Annotated in this window: 16 protein-coding genes; 2 read left to right on the top strand and 14 right to left on the bottom strand. The window is 43.6% G+C overall.

Annotated features, from left to right (window positions below):
- Positions 1–13: 13 nt before the first annotated feature.
- From MHI25_RS18235 to MHI25_RS18255, 5 genes are all read right to left on the bottom strand, one after another.
- Positions 14–1,402, bottom strand: a complete 1,389-nt coding sequence (locus tag MHI25_RS18235) for a sulfatase (protein ID WP_076129730.1) — start codon at positions 1,400–1,402, stop codon at positions 14–16.
- A gap of 106 nt (positions 1,403–1,508) precedes the next feature.
- A complete protein-coding gene (locus tag MHI25_RS18240; protein ID WP_340393860.1) occupies positions 1,509–2,342 on the bottom strand; it encodes an AraC family transcriptional regulator in 834 nt (277 codons plus the stop codon).
- Positions 2,343–2,381: 39 nt separating this feature from the next.
- Positions 2,382–3,359, bottom strand: a complete 978-nt coding sequence (locus MHI25_RS18245; RefSeq protein WP_340393862.1) for a formylglycine-generating enzyme family protein — start codon at positions 3,357–3,359, stop codon at positions 2,382–2,384.
- A 35-nt stretch (positions 3,360–3,394) separates the two neighbouring features.
- Positions 3,395–3,928, bottom strand: a complete 534-nt coding sequence (locus MHI25_RS18250; protein WP_076214731.1) for a chromate transporter — start codon at positions 3,926–3,928, stop codon at positions 3,395–3,397.
- Between the two features lie 11 nt (positions 3,929–3,939).
- On the bottom strand, positions 3,940–4,602 hold the full coding sequence (locus tag MHI25_RS18255) for a chromate transporter (protein WP_254857000.1): 663 nt from the start codon (positions 4,600–4,602) through the stop codon (positions 3,940–3,942).
- A 186-nt stretch (positions 4,603–4,788) separates the two neighbouring features.
- Here MHI25_RS18255 and MHI25_RS18260 point away from each other — a divergent pair, with 186 nt between their 5' ends.
- Positions 4,789–5,988, top strand: coding sequence for an ROK family protein (locus tag MHI25_RS18260; RefSeq protein WP_076194894.1), 1,200 nt, complete (start codon positions 4,789–4,791; stop codon positions 5,986–5,988).
- Positions 5,989–6,051: 63 nt separating this feature from the next.
- On the opposite strand, the gene MHI25_RS18265 is transcribed toward MHI25_RS18260, so the two are convergent.
- The 3 genes from MHI25_RS18265 to tyrS all read right to left on the bottom strand — a co-directional run bounded on the left by MHI25_RS18265 (position 6,052) and on the right by tyrS (position 9,269).
- Entirely contained in the window at positions 6,052–7,296 is a 1,245-nt protein-coding gene (locus MHI25_RS18265) for an anaerobic sulfatase maturase (RefSeq protein ID WP_340393864.1), read from the bottom strand.
- A 220-nt stretch (positions 7,297–7,516) separates the two neighbouring features.
- Positions 7,517–7,804 carry a hypothetical protein gene (locus MHI25_RS18270; protein ID WP_036688213.1) on the bottom strand — a complete coding sequence of 96 codons (288 nt, stop codon included), beginning with the start codon at positions 7,802–7,804 and terminating at the stop codon, positions 7,517–7,519.
- A 205-nt stretch (positions 7,805–8,009) separates the two neighbouring features.
- Positions 8,010–9,269 carry a tyrosine--tRNA ligase gene (gene tyrS, locus MHI25_RS18275; protein WP_076129736.1) on the bottom strand — a complete coding sequence of 420 codons (1,260 nt, stop codon included), beginning with the start codon at positions 9,267–9,269 and terminating at the stop codon, positions 8,010–8,012.
- A 570-nt stretch (positions 9,270–9,839) separates the two neighbouring features.
- On the opposite strand from tyrS, the gene MHI25_RS18280 reads away from it, so the two are divergent.
- Positions 9,840–10,286 (top strand): Lrp/AsnC family transcriptional regulator, encoded by a 447-nt coding sequence (locus MHI25_RS18280; protein ID WP_038571749.1) that lies wholly within the window; start codon positions 9,840–9,842, stop codon positions 10,284–10,286.
- A 77-nt stretch (positions 10,287–10,363) separates the two neighbouring features.
- Here MHI25_RS18280 and MHI25_RS18285 read toward each other — a convergent pair whose 3' ends face one another.
- From MHI25_RS18285 to MHI25_RS18310, 6 genes are all read right to left on the bottom strand, one after another.
- Positions 10,364–11,914 carry an acetamidase/formamidase family protein gene (locus tag MHI25_RS18285; protein WP_340393865.1) on the bottom strand — a complete coding sequence of 517 codons (1,551 nt, stop codon included), beginning with the start codon at positions 11,912–11,914 and terminating at the stop codon, positions 10,364–10,366.
- Between the two features lie 240 nt (positions 11,915–12,154).
- Positions 12,155–12,967: a DNA alkylation repair protein gene (locus MHI25_RS18290; RefSeq protein ID WP_340393867.1), complete on the bottom strand. Its 813-nt coding sequence runs from the start codon at positions 12,965–12,967 to the stop codon at positions 12,155–12,157.
- Positions 12,968–13,075: 108 nt separating this feature from the next.
- Positions 13,076–13,759, bottom strand: coding sequence for a Crp/Fnr family transcriptional regulator (locus MHI25_RS18295; protein WP_340393868.1), 684 nt, complete (start codon positions 13,757–13,759; stop codon positions 13,076–13,078).
- An 82-nt stretch (positions 13,760–13,841) separates the two neighbouring features.
- Positions 13,842–14,897, bottom strand: coding sequence for an LLM class flavin-dependent oxidoreductase (locus MHI25_RS18300; RefSeq protein ID WP_038571758.1), 1,056 nt, complete (start codon positions 14,895–14,897; stop codon positions 13,842–13,844).
- 757 nt (positions 14,898–15,654) lie between these two features.
- Positions 15,655–16,773, bottom strand: coding sequence for an acyltransferase family protein (locus tag MHI25_RS18305; protein ID WP_076182385.1), 1,119 nt, complete (start codon positions 16,771–16,773; stop codon positions 15,655–15,657).
- 27 nt (positions 16,774–16,800) lie between these two features.
- Entirely contained in the window at positions 16,801–17,745 is a 945-nt protein-coding gene (locus tag MHI25_RS18310) for an NAD-dependent epimerase/dehydratase family protein (protein ID WP_340393872.1), read from the bottom strand.
- Positions 17,746–17,810 lie beyond the last annotated feature (65 nt).

The raw sequence follows: 17,810 nt of genomic DNA on the forward strand, positions 1-17,810 counted from the left end.
ATTATTAAGCATCCTATAAGGATGAGCTCAGATACTCTTTGGCATGGTAGGGTCCACCTTCCATAAGTACCGTCCATAATGGATCGATATCACAATCCATGGAGCCCATCATATGATCATGCCATTCATTCAACAGATAGACAGCCTCCATACAAACGTCTTTACGCACTTCGGCGAGATTATGTTGTTCATAAGGATCATGCTTCAAATCAAACAGCATTTCTTGCGGGAATCCATGGTGTCCGTCATGATAGGTACGTATATATAACCAATCCGCAAACCGGACGCTGCGTTGACACACATGCGCGCATTGTGAGATTACGAGATACTCACGCCCTCCCAAATTCCCCTCCAAAATAGCACCTGCATAACTTTCACCATCCCAAGAAGCAGCCGCTTTCAAATTCAAAAGGCTCGCTAATGTAGGTCCTAGATCAAGGTGATAATGTAGCCCCTCCTCCACGATTCCCTTCTTGCCCCCTGGCCAGCGAACAATCATCGGAATACGGCAAGTCGCCTCGTCTGCTGTGCCATGTTCGGAGTAAATTCCTAGTTCACCCAGACTCTCTCCATGATCCGCAGAGATCAAGATAGCCGTATCTTCCATCACGCCAAGTTCTCTCAGCTTAGAAAAAACTTTCCCGAGATGCTCGTCCAGATACTTAACTCCAGCATCATAGTTGTCAAAGATAACACGCAGGTCATCACGGTTCTCTATCTCCTGCTGATGCCTGAAATGCTGCTGATAATGCGATTTCGCGAGCGCATTCATATCTTCAATACTATGCTGCCCCTTCTTATTTCGGTGAAGCTCAAACACTTCTTCCGTGATCCAATCGGGTAAAGGCTCCTTCTCGAACGGATTACCGTAGCTCTCGGGTGTACGATAAGGTGTATGCGGATCCCAGAAATTCAGGTGCAGAAACCAATTTTCGGACTCCCCGTTATCCTCAATCCATTTAAGTGCCACTGGAAGCACCTGCTCTGCCGTCTCATGCCCTCTGCCACCAACATTAAACACTTCTTGGAACCCGGCGTTAAAGGTCCACGCCGAGTGTCGTTCGGAGAAGGTGCTGATCGATGCGGTTTTCATCGCCGCTTGCCTTAATATAGCCGGAAGGCTCTCCATCCCCAGACGGTCATTGAATTCACGTTTGGCTCCTTCTCTACGCATATCAGCAGCGGTTCCGCCATGCCCTACAATCCCATTATGAATGCCAAATCGCCCCGACATTAAGGCGGAACGAGACGGCAGGCAAGGAGCATCTGAACAATAGTAGTTGGTAAAGGTGACACCTTCTTTAGCGATTGAATCGATATTCGGGGAGGTATTCCGATGATAGCCATAACATCCCAGATGGTCCGGGCGAAGCGAATCCAAATCCAAATACAAGATTCTCATGAGTTATTCCCTGCCTTTCCTTTTCATCGAAATGGTTACGCTCGATTCGGGGAGCTTAGAATGATCTGCTCATGCTTATAAGAGTAAATGAATATGGAAAACTCCGCTATGGAGCAGCGATGTTTGTTTTTGTAAATTCGATACTTTTCCGGTACTCTGCCGGCCCCTTGCCGTATTCGCCACGAAATACCTTGCTGAAGTGTGAAGCATCATAATAACCACATCTCTGGGAGATATGCTCGATTGTATAATCCGTATATTCCAGCATTTGTTTAGCTTGCTGCAGCCGCAATTTTCGCAGCATTTGCATGGGTGTCAGTTTATATATTTTCTGAAATGCCCGGCTAAAATAAACAGGATTCATATGATAGAGCTTGGAAAGTTCCTCTCTACTAATCTCCTGATCAAGCCTCTCCTCCATATATTGCAACGCTTCGTTAAAGCGGTCCGTGATAAAGGGATCTCGTGAAGAGCGGCGCCCGCCAAGCTTGGTACTCTCCATAATTTCATAAAGAAGAAAAAATGCCAATGAACCGACCTGAACATTCCTGAAATCATCTTCCTCCTGCAACCACAGGCTTCGCAACTCGTCAAACCTTCGCTCATATTCGCTTCGATCCCGGACCCGAATCACCTTGCCTAAAGGGAATAACTTAAAAAAGTCATCTCCGTCTTTAACTTTAGCGTTAATATTAAACAGATAATGTATCCCATCCGTTTTGGAGATCACATTGAAAGGCTCGTTAGGACGGTGGATCATCACGTCTCCGGCAGAAGCAACATATTCTCCTTCGAAGGATGTCGTCAATACCTCACCTTTTTGGATATAAGAGACGGTATAACAAGACTGGACGTAATCGAACAGGATCCGCTTCTGATATTGAATCTTTAGGACGTCCAGCACGCTGATGTCAAACTGACTATGGATGATAGAGGACAAGGAAGTTCCTCCTTCTTATGTAGTAGTCGTAAAAGTGCTCTAACTTGTATAATCAGCCGCACATCGAAAGCCAATATTTCCGGCAGAGCTGTCTGGAGTATTTTTGCTTCTAGCCGCCACCCGATAACGGTTGCAGTAAGATTTATGGCACAAATATGATCCTCCACGCATCGATCTTGCGACACCACTTACTGGACCTTTCGGATTCACGGCTTCGGAAGATAAATGATAGTCCTTAGTAAACCAATCCGCGCACCATTCCCACACGTTTCCTGACATATTATAAAGACCATAGCCGTTAGGCAGATAGGACCTTACAGGTGCGGTACCTGCAAAACCATCGCTGGCATGATTTTTATCGGGAAACTTTCCCTGCCATATATTACAACGATGTTCTCCGTCTGGTTTTAATTCGTCCCCCCAAGGATACCGTTTCTGAACCAGTCCTCCTCGTGCGGCATACTCCCACTCCGCTTCCGTAGGCAGACGTTTACCAGCCCAACGACAATATGCATCCGCATCATGCCATGATAGGTGAATAGCCGGGTGATCAAGTCGTTCATCTACTTTGGAATCCGGACCTTCAGGATGACACCAATCCGCTCCCTCCACCACCCACCACCAAGGGGTTTGTGTGGCTACTTGGGTCACCTTTTTCCCAGTCTCCATGGAAACAAAAGAATGAAACACGTAAGACCATCCAAAACGTTCCGCATCTGTAGCATAGTTTGTTTCCTTGATAAAAGCAGCAAACTGCTTGTTCGTAACCGCCGTTGCATCCATCAAAAAGGAAGATAAGGTAACCTTCCTAGTCGGACCTTCTCCATCTGCGGGGAACCCTTCCTTATCATCCGTCCCCATAAGAAAAGTGCCTCTAGGGATAAGGATCATGTCCGAGAAATCTTTCACCCCTGTTACTCCTTGAACCGTTGTGTTCTCCTTACAAACATCAATAGATTCTTGTTTCGCGACTTGATTTCGACTAGCTGAACAACAAGCCCGTATATTCTCTGACATGATTTACCTCCAATCTGGGATCGTCCCGGCTCTGTCTAAAAAAAAGCTACCCCAAGAATGCCAGAAGCAACGATAATGGTGAGCGGATGCAGCTTATATTTCATTAAACCATAAAGTGCAGCGAATACAATGATCAACATGCCAAGGGTCTGCCAAGTAATAAAAGCATGTTGCACGCTATTTAAGCCAAAACGAATCGCAGCATAGGCAATCAAGCCTGTAATCACTGGCCGCAAACCATAAAATAACGTTTTAATCCATTGACTGTCCCTCACCCGATAAAAGAAGACGGAAATAACGATGATGATTAAAAATGAGGGCAGAACCATGCCTAATGTTGACACAATCCCTCCTTCGATTCCGGCTATACGATATCCGATCAAGGTTGCACTGTTCGTTGCAACAGGCCCGGGTGACATCCCTGCGATGGAAACTACCTCTTGGAATTCCCCTTCGGATAACCAACCCCCAGCCATGGCTTCATGCTGAATCATCGGAATGATGGCGTACCCTCCTCCAAACGAGAGAAGGCCAATTTTTATAAAAGTGAAAAACAAACTCCAAATCACATCGCTTCCCCCTAGATGTAATACTCCGGATAATTCGATTCTTCATCAGAAGCTTTCAAGGACTCCTTCTCCGTTCGAACTTGGAGCCCTAAGAGCTGTTTAATTTGCAGATATACAAACCCAATACATAAACCAATTGCAATCACGTAAATGGGATTAATTCCGAAAACCAGTAAAACAACCGGTATAACTAACGCCGTAACAGCGGTAGTCTTGTCAATTATAGCGTTCTTGGCCATTCGATATGCAGCTACTAGGATCAAGGCAATAACAGCACCATTTATCCCTTTCATAGCGGCAATGACTTTTGGCTGGTCTGCCAGTTGGGAGTATACGGCGCTAAGCAAACAAACAATGATAAAGGTCGGAATCGTTATCCCTGCGATTGCAGCAATCGCACCCTTCACACCAGCAAGACGATAACCAATGAATGCTGCTGCATTTACACCTACACCCCCAGGTGCAGCACCAGCTAAAGATAGAATTTCATCCATCTCCTCTTCACCCAGCCATTTTCGTTTAGCGGAAATTTCCCGTTCGATCATAGGGATCATCGCATAACCTCCCCCGAAGGTTACAGGACCAATTCGAACAAATACCCAAAACAACTGAAACAATAGACTTATCCTCAGGTCTGTATTCGGTATCATATTTGTTTTCATAGTTGTTCTCATGGAATCCACCCTTATATAATCTGTCGTAATTTCATTATATCACTTTTTCCCAAAATGGAATTAAGTTTTTTGAACGGTAAAATACAACCAAGGGTTTATGAGTTATACTATATTCATGTTAATAAATACAAACTATATAAAAAACGATCTTACAAGTTCATCCTATATATAGCTTGGAGGTATATCGTGGAAAAGCGCTCGACACATATTCCGTCACCAAAAAAACTCCTATACGACCGAATCGCCGAACAAGGCACTGTTTCCAAGTTGGATCTTTTACAGACATTTTCGCTTACCAAAAGCACAATGACCCGGATATTAGATGAGATGACGGAAGAAGGCTTGCTGATAGAAAGCGGATTTGGAGAATCTAGCGGAGGCAGAAGACCTATTTTATACCAGATCAATCCTTCGTACGGTTATATAATCGGTTTAGAGATTTCCAGGGTGTATTCTTCCCTTGGTTTATTTGATATGCAAATGAACCCAAAATCAATAGTTCACTGGCGAATGGATCAGGCATTCACACCTGAAAGATTTATAGATCATATCAGTATTCAAATACGGGCTTTCCTTAGGGACCATCAGTTAGTGGACAGTCAAATCATCGGGATAGGAATAGGGGCTGTGGGGCCACTTGATCGGGAACAAGGCTTGATCCTAAAACCGCTGCACTTCCCTTCTTCAGGCTGGAACAATCTGCCGATTTGCAAACTGGTAGAGGAACGGACGGGGTTCAAGGCATGGTTGGACAACGGTGCCAATTCTGCACTGCTTGGGGAACGATGGTCTATCCGTCACGCAAACATTCAGCATATGCTTTATGTACATGCTGGAGCAGGACTCCGCTATGCGATGATGTCGCATGGAAGTATTGTTCATGGCACAATGGATATGGAAGATGCAATTGGTCAAATGATCATCCAGACAGATGGACCCCGATTAAATCATGACGGGAACTACGGGGCTCTGGAAGCATTCGTATCTGTGCAGGCACTAGAACAAAGTGCGCGCTCAGAGGCGAAAATGGACAACGATCTGATCCTCCAAAGATATAAAGTGGCGCCTGAGAAGCTGACTTATGATGTATTGGTACAAGCCTTTAGAGACGGTAATCCACACGCGCGTGAATTATTTACCCAAGCTGCCAGCCACTTCGGGATCGGACTCGCCAACGTTATCAACCTGTTTCATCCAGAGACCATCATTCTAGGCGGTGCACTCATTCACTCTCACGAGTTGTTTTTCCAAACAGCGGTGGAGGTGGCACAGAGAAACACTTACCGTTATCCTGAATACCAACCTCACTTCTCCCTAGGTATATTAAAAGAAGAAGCTGTGGTGACGGGTGCGGCAATAATGGCGAGAAATCATATGGTTCTATAACATAACAAAAAGGTTGTTCCCAATCCTTTGCATGACTGTTGGGACAACCTTATCTAGTCAAAGCTATAATGCCTGACAGCAATTTTTGAATTTCTTCCCGCTTCCGCAGAAACATGGATCATTTCGACCCGGAAGTGGTTTTGCACTTTTCCTGTACTCCAGCATCCGCTCCGATCTAAGTCGGTTCGCCAGTAATAACATGCGTTCATAGGCGTATGAGTAGAACATTTTGTAGCTATGGCAGAAATAATCAACCTCAGTCCGATCATTAACATCAAGCCAATTCCGGTTGCGCGGACATCCCCCATTGCAAAAGCTAAGGTACTCACACTTATAGCATGATTCATTCATATTGGGCTTCATTAACAAAAAATCATCATATACTGGGCTGCTTAGCAGTGCTTCCAAGTCAGTTTGGCCGATATTTCCTAGCCTATTCTCTTCATCAATAAAGAAATCGCAAGGGTAGGCATCCCCGTTCGTTTCAAGCACCATCATCTTCGGGCAACATGAGTTGTGAACGCATAACTCTGCCTCACGATGCATGAATACAAGAAGCATATTCTCAAAAATACGAATAGGAAGCTCTGGGTACCCACCGTTGTACCAAAGGTCAAATGTACGGCATAAAAAGACTCCGTATTGTTCAGGTGTAATTCGGAAACGTCCCGCTACTTCACTTTTCTGAGAAACAAAATCCATGCAGGGGATAAACTGAATATTAGGAAATTCGTGTTCTAGATATAATGCCATCAACTCATCTGGTTTCGTCACGTTATCTTCATGAATCACCGTCAGAATACTATACTCCACACCCTCATTCTGTAAATGACGAATCCCACGCATAACTAGATCATAACTGCCTTTCCCCGAACCCGTTACACGATGAGCATCATGAATAGGCTCTGGGCCATCCAGACTAATCCCGACCAAAAAGTTATACCGTTTAAAAAATTTCGCCCATTTCTCATGGATAAGCGTTCCATTGGTCTGCAGTGCATTACTGATCATCGTATGAGGCGGAGCGTACTTAGCTTGAAATGAAATCACTTGTTCAAAATACGGAAGTCCGGCCAATAATGGCTCCCCACCCTGCCAAGAGAAAGTCGCTATCCCTGATGATCTTTTCATGTACTGAGCGATAAACCGCTCCAGAAGCTCCGTATCCATCACCCGGATCGGTTGCTGAGGATGTCCCCCGGCAGTACTGTAATAGCAATAATCACAGGCTAGATTACAATCCTCTGAGACGGTTTTCCACATGACATGAAGGGTCTCCTGCTTAGAGGTTTGTATACATGCAGTCATACGATTCTGCCCCTCCTATGTAATACTATCTTTGTAGAACCTAATTCCTATTTGTTCAATTAAATCATAGATCTGCAAGTCAACAATGAGTAAAACATCATAGCTGGTCAAATAACTGGGCAAAAAAAAAACTGCACTCCCCATTGTCCGTTGGGACAAAGCAATAAGGGTGTGCAGTTTCTTTGTGGATGAGTCTAACGGTAGTTAGAGACTAGTCTTATTAATTACGGACGTATTCTCTATTTGCTGTTTCCAACATGGATTTCCAATCCGCAAACTTCGTCTCCCTAACAACATGACGATCAAACAGTTCATCAGGTATGTCAGCAACATCTTCTTCTGTCTTTACTTGAAAGTTCCCTTTGGTTACAAACTCATCGAAACTTTTGTAATTGGAATACTTACTCATAAACGCTTCATTAAACAATTTCTCGAAAGAGATGTGATTGGGATCTTCTTGATACGTTTTCTGTCCTTGTAACTCATTCATTAATTCTTCCATGGTCATTGGTTTTTGTCTTCTCAAATTACCACTCCTAATTTTCTGTTATAGTTGTAGAATATCATGTTAATCCATAAATCACACGAATCCTAAGCTTACCATAATTTTGACGATTTCACCTTTCAAATTTCACTTAATATGCAAATAGTCGGCCTCTATACTTAAAATACAACAAAAAACCTTCCTTATTCATAAGGAAGGCTTCTTATTATTAGGACAATTTCACCAGGCTGTAGTTTTTCTTACCCTTACGGATAATGATAAAACGTCCGCCGATGGCTTCGCTGGCTGTAACTTCAAATGCTACATCGCTAACTTTTTCACCGTTCATGGAAATTGCGCCTTTGGTGATGTCTTCACGCGCTTGACGTTTGGATGGCTCAATTCCTAGATCTACCAGCCACTCCACGATATTTTTGGACTCCAATGTCGTTTCGTAGGTCGGCATTTCCTTGAAGCCTTGCTCGATCTCGTCAGCGGTCAGAGATTTAATATCTCCACTGAACAGAGCGGCAGTAATACGTTTAGCCTGCTCCAGCAATTCCTCACCATGCACGAATCTGGTCATTTCTTCAGCCAGTGTTATTTGCGCTTCACGTTTATGCGGTTCGGTCTGCACCTTTTCTGCAAGTGCATCAATTTGTTCTTTAGAGAGGAATGTAAAGTACTTCAGGTATTTCACAACATCACGGTCATCTGTATTCGCCCAGAACTGGTAGAATTCAAAAGCTGTCGTTTTGTTCGGATCCAGCCAAATGGCTCCGCCAGCTGTTTTACCGAATTTTGTACCATCGGCTTTCAGCATAAGCGGGATGGTAAGTCCGAATGCTACCGCCTCAGAACCTTCTTTTTTACGAATCAGATCTAAGCCACTTGTGATGTTCCCCCATTGGTCAGAACCACCGATTTGCAGCTGCACATCTTCATGCTGGAACAGGTGCAGGTAGTCCAGGGATTGCAGGATTTGGTAGGAGAATTCCGTAAAGGAAATTCCGCTGTCCAATCTGCTCGCTACAACATCCTTGGCAAGCATCGAATTGATGCTGAAGTTTTTACCATAGTCACGCAAAAATTCGATAACATTGATTTTATGCGTCCAATCGTAGTTGTTCACCATGCGGATTTGATTGTCGCCATCAGTCACGAACAGTTTTTTCATCTGTGCTGTAAGTGCGTCAACGTTGGCTTGGATTTGCTCCAGCGTTTGCAAAGAGCGTTCAGATTGACGCCCACTTGGATCACCAATCGTTCCCGTAGCCCCACCAATAAGAATCACCGGACGATGTCCTGCCAGTTGAAATCTTTTGAGCACCATGAATGGAATCAAGTGGCCAATATGCATACTGTCACCTGTTGGATCTACACCGCAGTACAGGGATACCGATTTTTGATTGGTCAGTTCTCTAAGCCCTTCGGCATCTGTTTGTTGATTGATGGCATCGCGCCATTCTAGTTCGTCGATAATATTCATTGCCTTACACCCCTCAAAATTAGTAGTTATCCTATAAATGAAACATCAGTCCGCCAAGCGGAAACGGTTCGCCCTCCTGATTAGGACGGGACCGTTTCAGCGAGAAATATAAGGAGTATTGATGAAGTGAACCCTATAAATCCTTATATTTAAAAACAAAAAAAATCGTCCCCTTGTCTATTGTAGACATAGGGACGATTGAATAACCGTGTTACCACCCAGATTGCATCCATGAAACGCTTATGCTCAAGCATACCATTGATACCACTCTTGACGAGATATCGTTCGCCATTCCGCTCGGTGTTACCCGAGATACTCCAAAGTGTAATTCGCAAGCTTAGTGTGTACCGGGTTTCATCAACCCCCGGCTTTCTGGAACAGGGACTAAGTTACTACTGGGCTCCTTCAACGTATATCGTATATAAGATTACAGCCAGTATAGTGAAATAATTCTTTTATGTCAACTATCTTCAGCAGAGAATGCCGTCACACACTTCTACTGTAAAGCGCTACTAGGCATTTCCACTTTTTTTCTGATACAATTACGAAAAAAGAGGTGAACGAATCCGCATGCTAGATCCTATCGATAACCATATTTTGATGCGTCTGGCCCAAAACAGCAGAATTTCCTATACTGATCTAGCTAAAGAAGTCAGTTTATCAAGTGTCGCGGTGAAAGATCGTATTGATCGGCTAGTCAATCAAGGGATTATTGAACAGTTCTCGATTGTCATCAGTGCTGAAAAGCTAGGAAAGAAAATCTCCGCCTACCTGGAACTTGAAGTAGAACCTGCTCATTTAAATCATATCGTCGATGTATTAAAGGAAAACGAACGCGTAGCTGTATTATACGAAATGACGGGACCATGTATTCTGCATATTCACATCTTGGTAGAGAATCTTGAAGAGATGGAACGGTTTATGCATGAATCAATCTACTGTCTGGATGGACTGGTACGTGTAGAAAACCAAATCTTATTAAAACGCCACAAAAATCAGGACGGATTGAATATATAAGAAAAAGAACCGCCTATAAAGACGGTTCTTTTCTCATATGGATTTTTTTAGGATTATCGAATAATTGCTATTTCGTCCTACTCTGTCTTAGCCAGCTTAGCTTTATAAAAGTTCACGAAATATTCGCTGACCACGATCTTCCCGTTCACAACACTTATTGGGGCTACAAGCTTCACTGTCTCTCCGTTGTAAATCCCCGTTGTCGCTCCAACCTTCATCTCCAGAACATTGCCATTGTAGCTTAGCGTAACTGTCTTAGTGGCTGGCTGCCAGCCAACCTTTGCTCCAAAGTTCTCAAAGCTGCTCCGTAAAACCACGGGCTTGCGCTCGGAATCGCCGAATTGACCTTTATCAATTAAGGCGTGTACGCCCCAGTTTCCATCCACCACTTGTGTAATTCCAAAATCAGCTGACACAGACATCAGAGAGTACGCTTCATCTTCGCTCAATTCCATTCCAGCCATTAAAAAATCTTTTGTTTTATGAGCGGCATCCTTCATGGCTTTGTCGATGGACGAGTTTTTGAAGATATCCGCCTGAGCACTAGCCCCCAGCTCCTCCAAATAATTGGCGTAGCTGAATCCATGTACAACCCACTCGTTCTCATTTTCAAGTAATGGGAAGTTTAAACCTTTCAGCTTGTTGTTAAGCGATGCTTTTTTATGAAGAATGACTTGTATATCCCCAGTGACCGATGTCTCGATCGCAGTTCCGTTAATCTCCGAATCACCTTGACCGGCATGCGGGTCACCGATCGACAGAAGTGCACCAGCTACGGATACTGGATAATACATAGTTGCACCTTCGGTAATCCGCCAATCATCTACGTTACCGCCGTTGTAAGAAGGTGGAACGGAGTCAACAACATCCGCTTCTTTCGGCGCCACACCCATTGTACCAAAGTGGAGACGTACCGGAATTTTCACGCCTTTTAGCACATCGAAGTTCTTATCAATCGTATTATGGTCAACGATAACACCCGGGTAGTCAATTGTCGGGTGCACTTGACCATCTGGATCGGTTTGCACAGACCATTTGTAGTTATATACAGCTGTTGCATAATCTGTTCCACCCTCCGTATCCATCTCGTAGATAGTTACTACCTCACGCTTTTTCGGCTCCTCTACCATATCTCCGTATAGATAGCCCCAGTTCGCTGCGGCATTCACGCCATATGTTTTGCCAGCGTATTGGTCATTCCCATTTGGTCTCAGCTTCATGTCCAGAATCTTAACTTCCAGCACATCTCCTGGTTCAGCACCTTCAACAGCGATAGGACCTGTCATAATGTGTACGCCTGGCCCGCGGAGCGCTTCGTTCTTCTCCCCTTCAATCCAGTGGAAAATATCCTCTACTCCCGCATCTCCTTTAATCATCCGCTCGTAATCATCCCCTGAGTGATGTGTAATGGCCTCAACCGTTACGATGTCTCCCGAATGCACAGTTAGAGCTGGATCTCCCTTACCTATATTCCCCCATCGAACAGTTTCCGAATTCGCCTTCAGTACATGGGTTTTGGGTTTATACGCATCGTTCGATGTGTTAGCATACATAACACTCGATAACGAGTTCACCCCTAAAAACAGGGATAACGTGACACCTACATTACGAATTATTTGTTTTTTCATACGAAAATCCTCCATCCCTATAATTAGTGTTAGTTTTTATAACATTTGGTGTTTCTGAGTATAACAGATGACCTGAGGATTAACAATATAAATATTTTCATGAATTTTGGTTTAAATAATAAACACGAAGGAGTCTTTCTCTTGAATTATCCAAGTTAACTCCACAACAAAAAAACGCCAACACTTATTAGCCCATAGTGTTTGACGTTTGATTATCCAGTCTAAAGTGATGCACTTATTTTATTTTTGATCAGTAATACTTCTTGTAGCCCGGATTACAATCCGCTTTGTTTCCTTGGTACCTGATAGGTACAACCAATCGTCACAAATTTGCTGTACCCATGCCGGATGGCTTTTACTAGCATCATTTAACCAATTACTTACAGAATCCTGAACGTATTTTGCCGGATCAGAGTTAAGAGGTTTTAATAGCGGAAGGGCAATCGCTGGATTTTCTTTGAGTGCTGTAATATGCTTTGCCCATACCCCATGTGGACGCGTCAATTCGATCGCAAATCTCCTAATATTTGCGTCCTGATCATGAACCCAAGCCTTTAATAATTCAATGGAAGCATCCAGCTCGGCAATGACTGATTCCCTTAAAGCCATCCATGAAATCTCACGCACCCCAAAATGACCATCCGCTGCAAAAGGACGGATTGCTGTTAGTTTTTGAACTAGACTCCATTGATGATTCTGGCCCACGATATAAGCAGCCCAGCAGCGAACACTATCGGATTTATGATGAGCTAACACAGCAAATAATCGGGAACGTTCCAGCTCTGATTTACAGTCAAATAGAAGCTGCCACTCACGTGAAATCACCGGGATGAGCTTCATGATTTTCTTTTCCGATAACGCATTCAGCCTTTGTAAAATTGGTTTAGCTTCCTGTTCAAAACCTAGCTCATTCAGTACATTTTCCAGCAATGTAAGATGATCCACAGCAAGCCATTCCGTTAAATTCACGGTCTGTAAATATCCTTTATTCAGCAGTTCTACAATCTCAACGGGAATTTCAGTAACCTTTCGAGCGCCCTTCCTGTGTTCCATGGAAATCGTCCCTTCACTATGATTTGAAAGCTTAAATCACCTTCATGTCATAGCTAGGATACCGTTGTTTCTAAAAATGAAGCTGTAATCTCGTTTACAACTCGATAGCTATGTTATATTTCTTTCCAAAATCTTGTCTCGCTGGATATAGATAGTTCTGAACCCTGTCTGAATAACCTCCGCTTTCACCAATTCTTGCAATGCCACTGTTACAGCTTCTCTGCTGGCTCCAATTAAATTAGCGATTTCTTGATGCGATAGAGGAACATTAATTTTGTAACAATTATCCTCATGCTCAACCCCATGCTGATCCGCTAGCTTTAAAAGAACGCACAATATTTTATCATGCAGATTTCCGATGGCTAGATTCTGAGTTAACTGACTCATACTTTTTATGCGGTCGCTCAATACTTGCAATAATGACATCATAAACCTAGGCCGGTGAGAGATGAATTCTTCAAACCTTGCAGGATCAATTGTGCAGATATGGCTTTCCTCAATCGTTTCAATATAATGTTCCTTCGTTCCAAAAGAAATCATACCCATTTCACCAAAAACATTACCCTCACTGAGGATATCCGATGTAAATTGCTTACCGTTTGCGTTTAATTGGTATAAGCGAACCTTTCCTTTTTTCACAAAAAACAGTCCTTCAGAAAAGGTTGACGGTGTTTGGATATATGTATTTTTGGGGACTACTGTTATTCGCGTTAATTCTTCCATTTCAATTAGATCTTCCAGTCCTAACGATTGAAGCAAATTGAATTGAGATAAATAATGATTTTTTTCCATTGCCCCTCCTGTATAAAACGCTATTCATTTCTTCAGTATACCTTACAAAAAAAGCCACGTCCTAAGGACGCAGCTTACTAAATTACCGGTTACTTGCTTCCCAGCGCGCTACTTCTTCCCGCACACGTGGGGCCACTTCGGTGCCCAGCAGTCTAATCGCCTGCATAACATCCTCATGAGGCATAGTACCGTGCGGCACATGTAAAAAGAATCGCGTAATTCCCACATGCTTGCGCAGATGAATGATTTTATTAGCGACAGTTTCTGGATCACCTACGTAAAGGGCGCCATCTAAGCTGCACGCTGCATCATAATCTGCACGATGGTACGGAGGTGTTCCTTTTTCCTTCGCCCGCACATTGGTCCGGGCATGCGTTGAAGGAAAAAATTTCTCCAGCGCTAACTGATTAGTCTCCGCTATGAACCCGTGTGAATGCGAAGCGATTGGAAATTTTGAAATATCATGCCCGGCTTCAGCTGCTGCTTTTTTGTAAAGCTGTACATGTGACGCATAATCCAGTGGTAGAACATTCCCTATAATCGCTAAAACAAAAGGCAAACCTAGTGATCCTGTGCGGATCGCAGACTCTGGACTTCCTGCACTCCCGATCCAAATCGGTAAAGGATCTTGAACCGGACGCGGGTAAATCCCCAAATTTTCTATAGCTGCTCGGTGTTTGCCTTTCCAGGTCACTTTTTCTGACTTTTGGATGGCTAATAACAATTCCAGCTTCTCATTAAACAGTTCTTCGTAATCCTTCAGATCATATCCGAATAGAGGAAAAGACTCTGTAAACGAACCCCGGCCGATCATAATCTCCGCACGTCCGTTCGAAATTCCGTCCAGCGTTGCAAAGTCCTGAAACACACGCACCGGATCGGCTGAAGACAGAATCATTACAGCACTGCTCAACCGGATCTTAGTAGTCAACGAAGCAGCCGCAGCCAGTACAACCGCAGGTGAAGACGCCGCATAATCATGCCGATGATGCTCACCTACTCCGTATACATCTAATCCCACCTCTTCGGCAAGTACAATTTCCTCCACTACTTCACGTAGTCGTTCTGCATGACTTATTGTCTCACCCGTTTGGACATCAGGTGTGGTCTCGACAAATGTGCTTACTCCAAGTTCCACTATTCATTTCCTCCTAATATTCTGCACGATGCATTATTCTCTGGATGTAAAAAACCATAAAGGGACTACCTAATTATAGACTAACTAATTTAGGTCCCTTCGACTATAATCGAAGTTCATCTAATTAGATCCCCCTCACTATAGATCGGACTGAGGAGCCGTTATTTTAATAATTTCATTCATATTGCTAAATTATCGGACTTAGATGCAGCTATTCATGCAAAGTAGCTTCCATAATGTGTGTTTTTATGGAAATAAGCGCAATACAGTCCGAAACTATCGCAAAATGAACTAAAAAGTGAAAATAGCTGCAGTACGGTCCGAACAAACAAGACCTCGTGTGAACTGACCACAATACAACAATTATACTGGGACTTTACCGCCTATGTGCCAGAGTACAGCTAAGGCGTGGTAACGACGAAGTTTGTTTAATTGCATTTTGTGCAACTATATACGCTTTGAAGGTAGCCTTTGTGGATTTAGTTGCACTCTGTACACTTAAATACGAGCACTTGCCTCAATATGGCGGGATTCTAGAATAATAGTTGTAAAATATGCAATTAAACTGCCCCAAAGCTGCGAGCATAAGAGCTTAATTGTACTTTTTACAACTATTTTGCTTTTTTAATGAGAATTGAGAGGATGCTGCTAGTGAGATGTAATCGCGATGTAATAGCGAAGTAATCGCAATAATACAAAAACAAAAAAGACCACTAATCACCTAAACACAGACGATTAGCGGCCGGTCAAATCCAAGCTAGTTTGCATTCCCAATATTCGGAGTTATCGGCTTATCCAGCGATTTCGGTGGTTTGCTTGGGTTTATCCCAACGCCGATCCGACCGAATACATACGCTCCGCCAGGAATTCGATTCGCTAAATTCATTATAAGTGCCGAGCCTACCACACAACCGACAAATTGTAGCAGAACACTAAATAGTCCAAGGTTTTGCAACCCAAATGAAGCTGGAAGCTTAACGAATATAGCCAATAGCAAAGGATGAAGCAAGTATATGCCAAAAGAATATCTGCTGCTCCATTCCAGCACACGTGGCACTTTCTTCATTTTCGATGCCACGGAGAAGAGCAGCAAAATCATGCTTAAGGCGAATAGAAGCATATCAATTCTTTTGGAGCTATGCGCCGTTATCCAGCCTTGACTATTCACGAACAGCACTAGCGCACCTGTCAGAACCGGGAGCGTGTATACGGCTATGCGGAACTTTTTTAATTTTTCCCGGAACCACAGCTCATTTCGTCCCAGGTAATAGGCTACTGTAAAGTAAAAAATCCAACCAGGTGCGAAAATCCAGTACATTTTATCCCAGAAATAATGGGCGGCAGCCGTATCTGCGGGCGTAGTAAAGTTGAAGAAACCCAAATAGATAACGTTAATAAGGAACGATACGATTAGAATATTGCGGGGGTTAAGCCGCTTCGCATACGTCTGAAACCAGAGGAATAAAGCATAAAACTGAAAGATAATCAGTATAAAATAGCCATGGAAATCTCCAATCAGCAAATGACGCCAGAGGTAATACCAAAAAGCCTGCAGCAAAGGAATGCCGTCACTACTCGACAGCTCCAATCCTTTTAGTCCTGCGTACAAGGTCCCGAAAAAAAAGTAAGGCAATAAAATATACTTGATTCTTTTCTCCCAAAATCTCGCTGGAATTTCATTGGGATAGGCAAATGACAACACGAATTGGGAGATAAATACGAATACAGGTGTGCCAAACGTTAGCAGTAAACCCACCGACTCTACCCAAGGTGTATTTCCATCGTCATAAACCCGATAAAGAGCATGCAGCAGGGCTATACTTAAGCAGGCTACACTACGAAGAACGAACATTTCCGAGTTCATTTTGCGTTCCATGCGGAGTGCCCCTTTCAATGGGTGCTTTTAATGATCTACTGCGCTTCCTACACTTAAGCGGTCAGTAATTGTTTTTTCCAGCCCGGTATGAAAGTTATGGTTAGGGAACCAAGACAATAATTCCTGGGCTTTTTGATTGTTTAAGTAGCTATGGAGAATATCCCCCGGACGGGGCTCCGCATAGGTTGTCAGGAAATCACCACCCGTGATGTCGCTTAACATCCGAACCATCGTATTTATCGAGGTTGGTATTCCGCAGCTAATATTCATCGTCTCATTATTCACCCTGCCTTCGGTCTGAACCGCGTCAACAAACGCTTGCGCCACATCCTCCACATAGACGAAATCTCTAGTCTGCTCACCGTCCCCATAGATAACGAGATCCTTCCCTTGCTTTATACGATCCAGAAAAACGGAGACAACGCCAGCTTCTCCATGCGAACTTTGCCTTGGCCCATATACATTAGCGAGACGCAGAATCGTATATTTCAGCCCATGTAAGCTGGCAAACATCCGAATATATGACTCTGGTACACTTTTGGATACACCATAGCAGGACTCGGGATTTAAGGGATGCTGCTCATCAATGCTCAAATATTCCGGGTTCCCATAAACCGCTGCCGACGAGGCATAAACTAGCTTTTGAACCTGATGGATCTCGCACATGCGCAGTACATTCAGCGTGCCAACAATATTCACATTCGCATCAAATAACGGGTTCCGCTGTGATTCTCTGACGTCGATCTGTGCAGCCAGATGAATGACTGCATTTGGCTTTTCAAGGTTAAACACCTCATGCAAAGTCTCATCCCGAATATCGTACTTATACAGAACCGCAGCAGGATTCATATAAGTCAGACCGGAGGCTCCGGATACATTATCTACAATCACAGTTTCTATGCCCTTTTTTATTAGCCGATCAACCACATGGGATCCAATAAAGCCTAACCCCCCAGTTACCAATACCTTCAAAATAAAAAACTCCTTTCGCCCGCTAAGAGTGATCTTTGTACCGTGCATTCCCCGAAAAATTCACA

Origin of the sequence: Paenibacillus sp. FSL E2-0177 (assembly GCF_037992975.1) — a bacterium.
Taxonomy (GTDB): domain Bacteria; phylum Bacillota; class Bacilli; order Paenibacillales; family Paenibacillaceae; genus Paenibacillus_AQ; species Paenibacillus_AQ odorifer.

Excerpts from the sequence above, each read along its gene's own strand:
- MHI25_RS18305 (WP_076182385.1), bottom strand. The coding sequence starts at position 16,773 with ATGGAACGCAAAATGAACTCGGAAATGTTCGTTCTTCGTAGTGTAGCC.
- MHI25_RS18265 (WP_340393864.1), bottom strand. The coding sequence starts at position 7,296 with ATGACTGCATGTATACAAACCTCTAAGCAGGAGACCCTTCATGTCATG.
- MHI25_RS18280 (WP_038571749.1), top strand. The coding sequence starts at position 9,840 with ATGCTAGATCCTATCGATAACCATATTTTGATGCGTCTGGCCCAAAAC.
- tyrS (WP_076129736.1), bottom strand. The coding sequence starts at position 9,269 with ATGAATATTATCGACGAACTAGAATGGCGCGATGCCATCAATCAACAA.
- MHI25_RS18285 (WP_340393865.1), bottom strand. The coding sequence starts at position 11,914 with ATGAAAAAACAAATAATTCGTAATGTAGGTGTCACGTTATCCCTGTTT.
- MHI25_RS18295 (WP_340393868.1), bottom strand. The coding sequence starts at position 13,759 with ATGGAAAAAAATCATTATTTATCTCAATTCAATTTGCTTCAATCGTTA.
- MHI25_RS18235 (WP_076129730.1), bottom strand. The coding sequence starts at position 1,402 with ATGAGAATCTTGTATTTGGATTTGGATTCGCTTCGCCCGGACCATCTG.
- MHI25_RS18255 (WP_254857000.1), bottom strand. The coding sequence starts at position 4,602 with ATGAGAACAACTATGAAAACAAATATGATACCGAATACAGACCTGAGG.
- MHI25_RS18245 (WP_340393862.1), bottom strand. The coding sequence starts at position 3,359 with ATGTCAGAGAATATACGGGCTTGTTGTTCAGCTAGTCGAAATCAAGTC.
- MHI25_RS18290 (WP_340393867.1), bottom strand. The coding sequence starts at position 12,967 with ATGGAACACAGGAAGGGCGCTCGAAAGGTTACTGAAATTCCCGTTGAG.
- MHI25_RS18270 (WP_036688213.1), bottom strand. The coding sequence starts at position 7,804 with ATGACCATGGAAGAATTAATGAATGAGTTACAAGGACAGAAAACGTAT.